A 12,829-nucleotide genomic window follows, 5' to 3' on the forward strand; every position below is an offset into this window, starting at 1 on the left:
GTCGTTCCTCACTGCGCGGCCCGGCCGTAACCGGACGCGTACCGCATGATTTCTTCCTGATTGGTCTTGGCGGTCTCAAGCACGCCCGTGATCCGGCCCTGGTGGAAAACGGCGATACGATCCGTCAGTCCCAGAATTTCCGGCAGTTCCGAACTGATGAGAATGACGCCGATGCCCTGTGCGGCCAGCTCGTCCATGATCTTGTAGATCGCGAATTTTGCGCCGACATCGATGCCGCGCGTCGGCTCGTCGAAAAACAGCACGCGCGACTGCCGGAACAGCCATTTGCCAATGATGATTTTCTGCTGATTGCCACCTGAAAGCAGCCGCACCGTCTGTTCGATCGAAGGGGTACGGATGTTGAGGAGATCGACGTAACGTCTGGCGACATCGTCGTGCTTCTTAAAGTCGATCAGCCCGAAGCGGTTGGAGACCTCGCCGATATTGGCAAGCGTCGTATTGGCCGCAACCGACATCTTGATCGCAAGACCATCGCTTTTGCGGTCTTCGGACAGATAGGCGATACCCTCTTCGATGGCATCTCGCGGGGAACTGATGGAAAGCTCCCGCCCGTTGAAAACGACCTTGCCAGCATCCAGAGGATCGGCACCGAAGATTGCCCGTGCGACTTCCGTGCGACCCGCACCCATCAGTCCGGCAAAGCCGAGAATCTCACCGCGCCGCAGCGAGAAACCGACATCGTGGAACACACCCTTGCGCGTCAGCCCTTCCACAGAGAAAATAACATCATCCGTAGGGCGCGACGTGCGTTCCGGGAACTTCTCCTCCAGCGAACGCCCGACCATGCGCGTGACGATATCGTCAACGGTGATCGATGCAAAATCGTCGGTGGAAATATAACGCCCGTCCCGCAAAACCGTCACGCGGTCGACGATTTCGGCCATTTCATCGAGCCGGTGGGAAATATAGACGATGCCGACGCCAGAAGCCTTGAGATCGCGGATCACCTTGAAAAACAGCCGCGTTTCCTGCTCGGTCAGCGAGGAGGTCGGCTCATCCATAATGAGGACTTCAGCATCCAGGGAAAGCGCCTTGGCAATTTCGACCATCTGACATTGCGCGACCGAGAGGCCGCGGACAATCTGGTCAGGGTCGATATCGACGCCCAGCCGATCGAGACAGCGCTTTGCATCAAGCCGCAGCTTCTTGCGGTCAACGAGGAAACCACGGCGCGGCTCGCGGGCGAGATAGATGTTCTCGGCAACGGAAAGATGCGGAACGAGGTTGAGTTCCTGATGGATGATGGCGATGCCGGCGGCTTCGGATTCCAGCGGCGATGCATATTGCACTTTGACGCCCTTGTGCAGGATGGTTCCGTCGCTAGGCTGGTAAACGCCGCTGATGATTTTCATCAGGGTGGATTTTCCGGCACCGTTTTCGCCGCAAACAGCGTGAACCTCGCCGCTGCGCAAGTCGAAATGCACATTCGACAACGCTTTGACGCCCGGAAATTCCTTGCTGATGTTTTCGAGACGCAGGAGGCCTGAACCAAGGCCGCGCGCCGTCTCCTCAGGCGAAAAATCGCCTCGAATTGTCGATGCGCCCTGCGACATCAAGAAACCTCCACCCGCGCTCCCCGCTCCACCGGGGGCAATAATGAGCCAAATGGTTAGGCCGCTTTTTTAAAATGGTCAAGCCAATTAGCCCAAAATTTGAATCCCGCGTCTGGTACACGCAAAATCATCTCAAAAGACTTCTTGAAATAATACTGTAAATTCATGCGTTTAAGTAATTTCTTGCGTATTGATGCGCTTGGCGCTACGGTAAGGCCAAATTCAGATAACAGACAAGGTTCGTCAGAAAACACATGAATGGTCAGGCCAAAATAGCGGAACCACGCAGGCTTTATCAGCAGATTGCGGACCAGATACGCGAGCTGATCGATCTGGGAGAGTTTCTGCCTGGAACACGACTTCCCGCCGAACGGGAACTGGCACAGAAGCTCGGGGTTTCGCGACCATCACTGCGCGAGGCACTGATTGCGCTTGAAATCGACAACACCGTCGAAATCCGCATGGGTTCCGGTGTCTATGTCTCCGCCGAGGCCCTTCAGACAACCCACAACACCAAATCCTTGGGCGACAGCCCCTCCGAACTGATGCAGGCGCGCGCAGCGCTGGAAGGCGCGACAATCGTACTGGCGGCGAGCCGCATGACCGATGAAACGATTGCAAACCTTCGCCAGATTCTCAACACGATGCAGCAGGAAATCGAGGCCGCGCGCAAACCTCTCGATCAGGACCGGCTTTTCCACGTCACCATTGCCGAACAATCCGGTAACAGCGTTCTGGCCCGGCTGGTGGCAAACCTCTTCGATGAGCGCCACAGCCCGATTTCGGCACAATTGCGTGTGAAATTTGAGGATCGCGATACCTGGACCCACGCCCTTCAGGAGCACGAAGCGATTCTGGCGGCCCTGGAGTTGAAAGATCCGCTGCTGGCGCAGGCGGCCATGCATACCCATCTGGAAGGTTCCAAGAGACGCTGGGTAGACGGCTAAATTTAAAACATAGCAGGCAATGTACCGGGGAGGAGAAAAACCCGTGAGTGAGAATTCCGAGGCAACCATTTTGCTGAACGCCAACGACAATGTCGCGGTGGCACGCCGGTCGATACCGGCCGGTGGTGCGACGGGCAGAGGCGATCTGACAGCCCGGGAGCTGATCGGACGCGGCCACAAGGTGGCCCTGACGTTTATCAGATCCGGAGACGAGGTCCTGAAATACGGACAGGTGATCGGCATCGCGACACAGGATATCGAGCCTGGCCGGCATGTGCATCTGCACAATCTCGCCATGGTGCCTTCCGAACACACGCATCAGTTCAGTGTCGATATCGAGGAAAAAGGCATGCTGCCCGAGGGCGAGCGCCGGACCTTCAAGGGTTTTGACCGGGGTCTCGGTGGCGTTGGCACACGCAACTACATCGGCGTCATCGCATCCGTGAACTGTTCCGCCACCGTGTCGCGTTACATCGCCGATTATTTCAACAAGCAGGGCGGCCTTGTAGGGTTCGACAATGTCGACGGCGTTGTGGCACTGACCCATGGCGGCGGCTGCGCGCTCAATACGAAATCGGAAGGTTATCGTCTTCTGATCCGCACCATTCAGGGTTATGCCCGCCACCCGAATTTCGGCGGTATTCTGCTGATCGGCCTCGGCTGTGAGACCAACCAGATCGCCCCCATCCTCGAACATTACAAGATGGAGGAGGGCGAACGGCTGCGCACCATGACGATCCAGCAGCACGGCGGCACACGCAAAACGATCGATGCCGCCATTGCCGAGATCAAGGCGATGCTGCCAATGGTCAATGCTGCCCAGCGCTCTGAACAGCCGCTTTCAAAACTGAAGGTCGCGCTAGAATGCGGCGGTTCGGATGGTTACTCCGGAATATCGGCAAACCCGGCCCTGGGATATGCATCAGACCTCATCGTCCGCAACGGCGGTACAACGGTTCTTGCCGAAACGCCGGAGATTTACGGTGCTGAACACCTGCTGACGAAGCGTGCCGTCACGCCTGCTGTTGCCGAAAAGCTTTTGCAGCGCATCGACTGGTGGCGGGATTATACCGCTCGCAACGGCGATGAGCTGAACAACAACCCATCGCACGGCAACAAGCTTGGTGGACTGACCACCATTCTGGAAAAATCGCTGGGCGCAGTGGCCAAAGGTGGCTCCATGCCACTGAAAGCGGTCTACGAATTCGCGGAAACCGTTACTGAGCAGGGCTTCGTCTTCATGGATACGCCCGGTTACGATCCTGTTGCCGTCACCGGCCAGGTCGCCGGCGGCTGTAACGTCATCTGTTTCACCACCGGCCGCGGCTCCGTATCGGGATTCAAGCCGGCACCCTGCATCAAGATTGCCACCAATTCCGAAATGTATGAACACATGAAGGAAGACATGGACCTCAACTGCGGCGAGATCGTTACCGGCGCGGAAACCATCGAGGAATCCGGCAAACGAATTTTCGAGCACATTCTTGCAGTCGCTTCGGGAGACAAGACCGTCAGTGAGATTTACGACTACGGCGACAATGAATTTGTGCCGTGGCAGGTGGGCGCGGTTACCTGACCCGCTTCCAATATGTGCATCGGACTGTCCCACGTGAAACAAAAGGCCCGGAAATCACTTTCCGGGCCTTTTAAATTCTGTGCGCCGTTTCTGCTTAATGGCGGAAGTGACGCATGCCGGTAAAGACCATCGCCACATTGTGCTCATTGGCCGCATCGATCACGTCCTGGTCGCGCATGGAACCACCAGGCTGAATGACTGCGGTGGCACCTGCTGCAATAGCTGCAAGCAAACCATCGGCGAAGGGATAAAACGCTTCAGAAGCCACAGCAGAGCCGCGCGTCAGCGGCTCAGCAAGGCCGAGTGCCTTGGCCGCATCTTCCGCCTTCTGGGCGGCGATACGGGCGGAATCCACCCGGCTCATCTGTCCGGCGCCGATACCTGCCGTCTGGCCGTCCTTGGCATAGATCACCGCATTGGACTTTACGTGCTTGGCAATCTTGAAGGCGAACTTCATGTCTTCAAGTTCCTGAGGTGTCGGCACACGCTTGGTGACCACCTTCAGTTCCAGATCCTCGACCATGCCGTTGTCACGGCTCTGAACCAGAAGACCGCCGGAAACCGTCTTGGCCGTAATGCCGGCAGCGCGCGGATCTGGCAGGCCACCAGCTGCCAGCAGTCGCAGATTGGGCTTGCGGGCGATAATGGACTTTGCCTCTTCCGTCACATCGGGTGCAATGATGACTTCGGTGAAGAGCTTGACGATCTCTTCTGCCGTTTCCGCATCGAGCGTGCGGTTCAAGGCGATGACGCCGCCAAAGGCCGAAACGGAATCGCATGCCACGCGCGCCGGTAGGCTTCTGCAAGTGTGGGACCCGTCGCAACACCACAGGGGTTGGCGTGTTTGATGATCGCTACAGCCGGCGCATTTTCCGGCAGGAATTCCGCTACCAGCTCGTAGGCTGCATCCGTATCATTGATGTTGTTATAGGAAAGCTGCTTGCCCTGAAGAAGCGTCGCCGTGGAAACACCGGGGCGCTTTTCGCCGGTCAGGTAAAAACCGGCGCTCTGGTGCGGGTTCTCGCCGTAACGCATTTTTTCCTTCAGCGCACCGCCGATGGCACGATAATCCGGCGTTTCGATAGCCAGCGCCTCAGCAAACCAGTTGGAAATCACCGCATCATAAGCGGCGGTGCGGGCATATGCCTTGGCGGCGAAGGTCTGGCGCAGCGCGTAGGAGGTTTGACCGTCATCGGCCTGCAGGGCTTCCACCAGCGCAGGGTAGTCGGACGGATCGGTGACAACAGTGACATAGGCGTGGTTCTTGGCCGAAGCGCGGATCATTGCCGGGCCGCCAATATCGATATTCTCGACCGTCGTGGGGTAGTCGCCACCCTTGGCGCGAACCTCCTCGAAGGGATAGAGATTGATGACGGAGAGATCGATCGCCTCGATACCGTGAGCCTTCATTGCCTCGACGTGATCAGCATCATCCCGGATAGCCAGAAGTCCACCATGCACGTTGGGATGCAGGGTCTTGACGCGACCATCCATAATTTCCGGGAAATTGGTCACATCGGAAACATCCGTTACCGGCAGTCCCGCGTCAGCGATGGCCTTTGCCGTGCCACCCGTCGACAGCAGCTTGACGCCAAGCTTGGACAGGACAGTCGCCAGCTCGATAATGTCCGTCTTGTCAGAAACGGAAAGAAGGGCTGTACGGATTTTGACTTTATCGGGAGCGGGGATTTTTTTGGAAACGACAGCCATCGGGCATACTCCGTTTAACGGGGAGGACAGGCTGGACTGGGATTGATCCAGCAATTGCCGCCGCGTTAACACAGCTTGCCATATTAATAAACAGCGGGGACGCGGAACGGCGAAAACTATGGCGGTTTTTGCCTGAAACTCGCCAGGAATCCTCTACGCCTTGCGTTCGATGATCCAGCGGATTTCCCGAGTATTCGCCAGATTGAATGGCAGCTCGATCTGCTGCGAAGGCCGCATGCCGGATGCATCCGCCATAAAAACATCCTCGGTCACGAAAAGCTCCAGTCCCGGCGCCGAAAACAGCCAGGTCGTTCCATCCGCTGCCTCCAGATAAACCGACTCCTCGTCCTGTTGATATAGCTGGATGTGGGGGTGGATATGGAACCGCGATACAGCCGATATGGATTGCAATTGCGCCTTCACCACATTCTCGTCGGCACGAAGCAGATCACGGCCCTTTATCTTCGTACCGGCAACATTCAGCTCAATTTCCCGATCGTGATAGCAACCGAAATTCTGCAAATAACCGTCATGCGACGCCCACAGGACATCATTGCCATTTGCATCCGTTCCGCGGCGGCTCTCCACCTGACTGACACCGGAAATCATGATCGGCCCGAGCAGTCTCGAGCGGGAAAGTCTGCAAGACGACGTGTCGGCGAGCGTGACCGTTGAATGGGCCGCCGTCGAGCGGCTCGCCCGCTGATATTCGGGTGCTGCGTTTTTCGGGAAGCCCGAATTGACGATGAACCGGCTCTTGCCACAGGACATCTCAAAGGACAGGCAGCCCGAATGGGCGTTACGCGAAAGCTCCGCCGAGCCTGGATGACCAGTATCGACGATGATGACCGTCTCATCGGTTGCAAGACGATGATAATTGACATCCGGCAGCATTTTGGACGGCCGGCCGGCTGTCTCATCATAACGAAGTACCGACACAAGTTCATTGGCAAGCGTGGCGGTGGCGCCATTGAACAGCGCCAGATCACCGCCCTGGTGGCGGAAAAACCGGATGGCCGGAAACATCCTGTCAATCGCCGGCACCAGCCCCGAGGGCAGATCGTGACCGAGATTGATGTAGCTTTGCCTAAGCGGCAAAAGATCGAGCAGCAAATCCAGCATGACCCTCGGATTGCGGGAAACATGCCCGCCATCTGGAAGAATCTGGCGTTCCATTTCCTGCGCCAGCTTCATTCCGTGCCGAGTAATATGGGAAAGGCGGGTCGGCATGGCGATGGACGCGACGGCCAGCGCAATCCTGATCCGCAGCCTCGCTTCGCCATCCGGCGCATGTTTGACGATCCTGTCGAGATAACGCACGTGAAACGCAAGACTTTTCAGGAAACGACGATAAAAACCCGCATCGGCCTCATGTAAAACGACGGGAGAATGGGACAGCCAGGCAATCAGCCTCTGTGCCGCGATCTCCGGAGACCAGGCAATCCCCGCAACCCGCTTGCCGTGAATAGTCATCCATTCGGCGACGATACGGCGCGCCCGCTTGCTTGCCTCACTCGATCTATCGGAACGGATATGCCGCAGCCAACCAAATGCATGCAGCCGCTCTTCAAAAACCAGCGAAGGATAGTCCACCTGAAATGGCGATAGACCGCCGGTTTCGACGACGCGGCCGGCGAGCGCAATCCGGCCCCGCAGCAATTCCTCGGCAAAATACGGATCGATTGCCCTCAGATCAGTCGGCGCCGCCACCAGACCATCGGGAACGCGATTGGCAAACCGGGATATGCGCAGGCGCAAAGGAGCAAGGCCCACACACAGATGACGATACGCCATCCGCGAGAGAAGACCGGCGGCATTGATGCTGCCTGCAAAGGACCCTGACAAGCTGTGTTTCCCGTTTCACATGTTTTGTTTTTATGAGTGAACCGTGATGATCGGAACGTATCGGCAATTATCCAATGATTCGCGGAAGCTTGGCTTTTTTCTACTTCTTACGCAAGACACTGCTAAAAAACCCGTCGATGCCGCCGAACATATCCGGCGTTGTACGAAGATCGCCTTCGGCAGTGACGGCGGCTTCCATTCCTGGCCAATCGTCCTTGCGAACGGCAACACGCTCGAAGTCCGGGTTTTCCGCCAGGACCTTTGCAATCATCGCTTCCCCTTCAGAGGGATCGAGCGAGCAATTGGAAAACACCACAATGCCGCCAGCTCCCACCAGCGTGAGCGCGTGTCGCAACATCTGTCCCTGAAGAGCGGCAAGCTTGGCAATATCATTCTCGTCCTTCGTCCAGCAGACATCGGGATGTTTACGCAACGTGCCGGTAGACGAGCAGGGGGCATCCAGAAGAACGGCGTCGAAAAGCTGTTCCGGCTGGCACTTCAGCATATTGGCTTCAACGGTTTCGGCGTGAAGACCAAGCCGGTCGAGATTTTCCCTGAGGCGGCGAAGACGATTGCCGGACTGGTCCAGGGCAGTCACCTTCGCGCCGGCAAGCGCGAGCTGGGCAGTCTTGCCGCCCGGAGCTGCACAGAGATCGGCAACACGTTTTCCGGAAATATCGCCCATCAGCTTCACAGGCATGCTGGCCGCGAGATCCTGAACCCACCAGGCACCCTCGGCAAAGCCTTCAAGCGAGGGAATCTGGCCTTCAAATTCACCGAGACGGACACTGCCATTTGGCAAAACCGTACCGCCCAGCTTTTCCGCCCAGACAGCCGGATCCTTCTTCACCGTGAGATCGATGGAAGAGGGCGTCAGCTGCGCTTCGGAAATCCGTTTGGCAACCTCATCTCCATAAGCCGAAACAAGCCGAGCGTAGAACCAGTCCGGCAGCACGGGCACATCCGCGATCGCCTTTTCGATTTCTGCTTTTTCCCGGCCCAATCGCCTGAGGACGGCATTCACCAGCTTGGCAAAACGTCTGTTGCGCGGATCGCGGTGTGCCTGTTCCACGGCAAGATCGACCGCAGAATGATCGGGGACATCGAGGTGAAGCACTTGCGCTGCACCAACGACAAGGACGTGATGAAGCGACCGGGCGCCCTGCGGCAACGGTCCGTCAAGCAGCATCGACAAGGCGGCTTCGATACGCGGAAGGTGGCGAAGCGCGCTGTTGACGATCGCTCTCACCAGCGCCCGGTCCGCAAGGGATAGCGCGCGATAGACGGGATTGCCGTTTTCGCTGTCCAGCATACCGTCCAGCGAGGTTTTCTTTTCCAGAACGGCCGCCAGAATGCGGGTTGCGGCAACGCGTGCAGCAAGGCCGGGTTTATCCTGGAAAGACGAAGGGCCGTCTTCGCGGCCCCTTGCATGGTCCTGTCCCGGTTTTTTAGACCGCGACGGCTTATTTTGAGTATCGGATGTCAAGACCACGGTCCCTTGCGCTCGTTTTCTTTGCCTCGTCCCCAGCCCGTATTGGGAACGGAGCCTGATTTGCGCTGAGGTCTATCACCCGATGGCGTTCGCGTCGATCCTCGCGGGGAAAACTCCTGCGCCATGGCGTGAAGTGCCGCCACCCGGTTTTCCGTATTCGGATGCGTAGAAAACAGGTTGTCCATGCGCTCACCGGACAGGGGATTGATGATGAACATATGCGCCGTCGCCGGGTTACGCTCCGCATCCTCATTATGAATGCTCTGCGCCATGCCCGAAATTTTCTGCAGTGCCGAAGCGAGCCAGAGCGGATTGCCGCAAATTTCCGCTCCCCGCCGGTCGGCAGAATATTCTCGCGTACGGCTAATGGCCATCTGCACCAGCATCGCGGCGAGCGGCGCCACGATCATCGCAACCAGTACGCCGATAAAGCCCAGCGGATTATTGTTGTTTTCACGATTGCCACCAAAGAAAAACGCGAAGTTGCCGAGCATCGAGATGGCGCCTGCCAGCGTCGCGGTCACAGTCATCGTTAGCGTATCTCGGTTCTGCACATGGGCCAGCTCATGCGCCATGACACCAGCCACTTCTTCAGGGGTGAGGCGCTCCAGCAGGCCCGTCGAGGCGGCGACAGCGGCATTCTGCGGGTTTCTTCCCGTCGCGAAGGCGTTCGGCTGCGGGCTGTCATAAATATAAACCTTGGGCATCGGAAGATCGGCATTATGCGAGAGATCGCGGATCATGTGGAAAAATTCAGGCGCATTCGCCTCATCGATCTCGCGTGCACGATAGGCCGACAGGACCATCTTGTCCGAATTCCAGTAGGAGAAAAGATTCATACCAGCGGCAATAAGCAAGGCAATCATCATGCCGCCCTTACCGCCGATCAGAAAACCGACACCCATGAACAATGCCGTCATGAAGGCCAGAAGCATTGCCGTGCGCATCATGTTCATATGTCAAATTCTCCTTGTTACCACTCAGGAAATATTCCGGGGTTTATAAAGCCCATCTGTTTATATAATCTGGTGAACGGCAAACATATTTCAATATCCCGTCATAGGGAGGATTACTCATGCAGGATGCGGATAATGACAACGGCGCAGAAATGCTCAAGCGGCTTTCGCCGGCGGCGGAACGTGCGTTGAAGGAAGCGGAAGAACGGCGCAAACAACAGGCGGATCTTCAATTGCCGCAGGAAACCGGCGGTCGCGGCGGCGCGGAACCTGTTCGTTTCGGTGACTACGAAATAAACGGCCGCGCTATCGACTTTTGAGCACCACAGCATAAAAATACCCGCTAAACGCGGGTATTTTATCAATTAAAACCGATACTTGCTTATTTTTGCTCTAGAAGGCGGCACACGGCTTCCAGCTGCTCTAGCGTGCGGTATCCGATGCGGATTTGTCCCGATCCGCCTTTGTGGCTGATCTTCACGTCCAGACCGAGAGCATCCGAGAGGCTGCGTTCAAGCGCGACCGTATCGGAATCCTTCTCAGGCGAAGGCCGCTTCTCCAAAACGTCACCCTGCGACTTGATGTCGTTTTGCGCCAGGCGCTCGGCATCACGCACCGAAAGACCCTTGGAAACGATAGTCCGAGCCAGACCTGACGGATCGGAAGTGGAAACAAGTGCGCGCGCATGGCCAGCGGAAAGCGAACCATCCGCCAACATGTCCCGAACCGGATCGGGAAGTTTCAAAAGACGAAGGCTGTTTGCAACATGGCTTCGGCTCTTGCCGATGATTTCACCGAGGTCGTTCTGAGTGTAGCCATGTTCGGCGATCAACTGCTCATAGCCCATCGCTTCTTCAAGCGGATTGAGATCGGAACGCTGGACGTTTTCGACGATAGCCAGCTCCAGAGCCGTTCGGTCATCTACATCCCGAACGATGACAGGAACGTCCGTAAAACCGGCCAGCTGTGCCGCGCGCCAGCGCCGTTCACCAGCGATTATCTCGTAGCGGTTGACGCCAATCGTTCGCACGACCACAGGCTGAACAATCCCGTGCTGACGAATGGACGAGGCAAGATCCTGCAACTCATTTTCGTCAAAGTGTCGACGTGGGTTTCTCTGGCTGCGAGCGATGAACTCGATCGGGATGGCGCGATCCGCACTAACGGCGCGCTGCGGTTCACCCACCGGCACAGGCTGATCCATTTCGCCGATCAACGCCGCGAGACCGCGTCCGAGTCGACGCTTGGAAAGATCATCACTCATAAGATATTACTCCATATACTCCGGCAAAACGTCAGGCCGCCTTGCGCAGACGCTCTCTCTGGATCACTTCGGAAGCCAATTGCAAATAAGCCTGGCTGCCAGCGCATTTCAGATCATAAAGAATTGCCGGTTTACCATAAGACGGCGCTTCGGAAACCCGAACATTGCGCGGAATGAGAGTGTGGTAAACCTTTTCTCCCAGATGCATCCGCACATCGGAAACCACCTGCTGCGCAAGATTGTTGCGCGCATCGAACATCGTGAGAACGATACCCTGAATATCAAGCTGCGGATTGACGGAGCCGCGTATCTGGCTAACCGTATCCAGCAGCTGACTGAGGCCTTCCAGCGCAAAGAACTCGCACTGCAACGGTACCAGCACCGAATGAGCGGCGGTCATGGCATTCATCGTCAAAAGATTAAAAGAGGGCGGGCAATCTACCAAAATATAGGAATAGTCTCTGGCTTCCTGCGTCTCCATGGCGGTACGCAACAGAAAGACGCGGTTGGCAACATTCGCAACCTGCATCTCAAAGCCCAGAAGATCCATCGTTGACGGGACGATATCGAGGTTCGGAACTGCTGTCGGAACCGCAACTTCGGCAACGTTATGATCACCCACCAGAAGATCATAGGAAGAAAGCTTGCGCTCTTTGCGGTCGATTCCCAAACCTGTGCTGGCATTACCCTGCGGATCAAGATCAATGATCAGCACCCGCTCACCAATAGCCGCCAATGCAGTAGCCAGATTGATGGCCGTCGTTGTTTTGCCAACGCCACCCTTCTGGTTTGCGACTGCGATAATCCGGTTTTTTTCAGAAGTCATACCGCACCTGACCAGCTCGTCAGTGCCTCTTAGTGAGGTTACTGATTTCAAGAACAACAGAATCTGCCTCAATGGCACTCTGGTGTTTTATCAGATCAAACTGCCAGCGGCCATGCGCTTTCTGCAGTTCGGATTCATAATCCCTGCCTTTATTGAAATATGCCCTGAGATTTGGATTATTCTGCGCCCACGGGTAAATATATTCGAAAAGTAAATTCATCTCGGCGAGGGCTCTCGCCGAAATCGCATCGCAATTTTCAACGGTTTCAGGCGCTTTTTCAATTCTGACTGGATGAACCGCGCCTCTTGCGCCGGTTTCCTTCAGCGCAATTCGCAAAAACGCAGCCTTTTTATTGTTGCTCTCTACCAGATCGACCCAACCATCACCCAGTTCCGCGAGAAAAATCGCTGTAATGACGCCCGGAAAACCGCCGCCGCTTCCCAGATCAATCCATTTTTGCGGTTGAGGGGCGAGCTGAAATATCTGTGCACTGTCCGCCACATGCCGGCTCCAGAGCTCAGTGAGAGTCGAAGGCGCAACCAGATTTGTGGTTTTGTTCCACTTCTTGAAAAGCTCGACGAAATGTTCGAGCCTCTCCTCTGTTTCACGTGAAACACTCTGGCCGTTTATCTTCATGG

10 protein-coding genes and 1 pseudogene are annotated in these 12,829 nt (G+C 56.4%); 3 read left to right on the forward strand and 8 right to left on the reverse strand.

Annotation, left to right across the window (positions count from 1 at the left end):
- Nucleotides 1-8 precede the first annotated feature (8 nt).
- The gene (locus RBH71_RS26225; RefSeq protein WP_162632421.1) at nt 9-1,574 is read right to left on the reverse strand and encodes a sugar ABC transporter ATP-binding protein; all 1,566 of its coding nucleotides are present in this window, start codon (nt 1,572-1,574) and stop codon (nt 9-11) included.
- A gap of 254 nt (nt 1,575-1,828) precedes the next feature.
- On the opposite strand from RBH71_RS26225, the gene RBH71_RS26230 reads away from it, so the two are divergent.
- Nucleotides 1,829-2,521 (forward strand): FadR/GntR family transcriptional regulator, encoded by a 693-nt coding sequence (locus tag RBH71_RS26230; RefSeq protein ID WP_003516394.1) that lies wholly within the window; start codon nt 1,829-1,831, stop codon nt 2,519-2,521.
- Between the two features lie 43 nt (nt 2,522-2,564).
- On the forward strand, nt 2,565-4,097 hold the full coding sequence (locus RBH71_RS26235; RefSeq protein WP_003516393.1) for a UxaA family hydrolase: 1,533 nt from the start codon (nt 2,565-2,567) through the stop codon (nt 4,095-4,097).
- A 94-nt stretch (nt 4,098-4,191) separates the two neighbouring features.
- On the opposite strand, the pseudogene purH reads toward RBH71_RS26235, so the two are convergent.
- The 4 genes and pseudogenes from purH to htpX form a co-directional block, all read right to left on the reverse strand.
- Nucleotides 4,192-5,807 (reverse strand): annotated as a pseudogene (purH, locus tag RBH71_RS26240) (bifunctional phosphoribosylaminoimidazolecarboxamide formyltransferase/IMP cyclohydrolase).
- A gap of 153 nt (nt 5,808-5,960) precedes the next feature.
- Entirely contained in the window at nt 5,961-7,601 is a 1,641-nt protein-coding gene (locus tag RBH71_RS26245) for a heparinase II/III family protein (RefSeq protein WP_080581008.1), read from the reverse strand.
- Between the two features lie 151 nt (nt 7,602-7,752).
- On the reverse strand, nt 7,753-9,138 hold the full coding sequence (locus RBH71_RS26250) for an RsmB/NOP family class I SAM-dependent RNA methyltransferase (RefSeq protein WP_323687550.1): 1,386 nt from the start codon (nt 9,136-9,138) through the stop codon (nt 7,753-7,755).
- A complete protein-coding gene (htpX, locus tag RBH71_RS26255; protein ID WP_065662925.1) occupies nt 9,135-10,100 on the reverse strand; it encodes a zinc metalloprotease HtpX in 966 nt (321 codons plus the stop codon). The genes RBH71_RS26250 and htpX overlap by 4 nt, the downstream gene beginning before the upstream one ends.
- A 119-nt stretch (nt 10,101-10,219) precedes the next feature.
- On the opposite strand from htpX, the gene RBH71_RS26260 reads away from it, so the two are divergent.
- Nucleotides 10,220-10,420 carry a DUF1674 domain-containing protein gene (locus RBH71_RS26260; RefSeq protein ID WP_003516384.1) on the forward strand — a complete coding sequence of 67 codons (201 nt, stop codon included), beginning with the start codon at nt 10,220-10,222 and terminating at the stop codon, nt 10,418-10,420.
- Between the two features lie 62 nt (nt 10,421-10,482).
- Here the strand turns inward: RBH71_RS26260 and RBH71_RS26265 are convergent, their stop codons facing one another.
- From RBH71_RS26265 to rsmG, 3 genes are read right to left on the reverse strand one after another with little or no spacing between them, the layout of a single operon-like run.
- Complete coding sequence (locus RBH71_RS26265; protein WP_003516383.1) at nt 10,483-11,364, reverse strand: ParB/RepB/Spo0J family partition protein; 882 nt, start codon at nt 11,362-11,364, stop codon at nt 10,483-10,485.
- Nucleotides 11,365-11,395: 31 nt separating this feature from the next.
- Complete coding sequence (locus RBH71_RS26270) at nt 11,396-12,190, reverse strand: ParA family protein (protein ID WP_003516382.1); 795 nt, start codon at nt 12,188-12,190, stop codon at nt 11,396-11,398.
- A gap of 19 nt (nt 12,191-12,209) precedes the next feature.
- Nucleotides 12,210-12,827 (reverse strand): 16S rRNA (guanine(527)-N(7))-methyltransferase RsmG, encoded by a 618-nt coding sequence (gene rsmG, locus RBH71_RS26275; protein WP_003516381.1) that lies wholly within the window; start codon nt 12,825-12,827, stop codon nt 12,210-12,212.
- Between the last annotated feature and the right edge of the window lie 2 nt (nt 12,828-12,829).

The organism is Rhizobium sp. AN68, from assembly GCF_030758035.1.
GTDB lineage: Bacteria > Pseudomonadota > Alphaproteobacteria > Rhizobiales > Rhizobiaceae > Agrobacterium > Agrobacterium tumefaciens.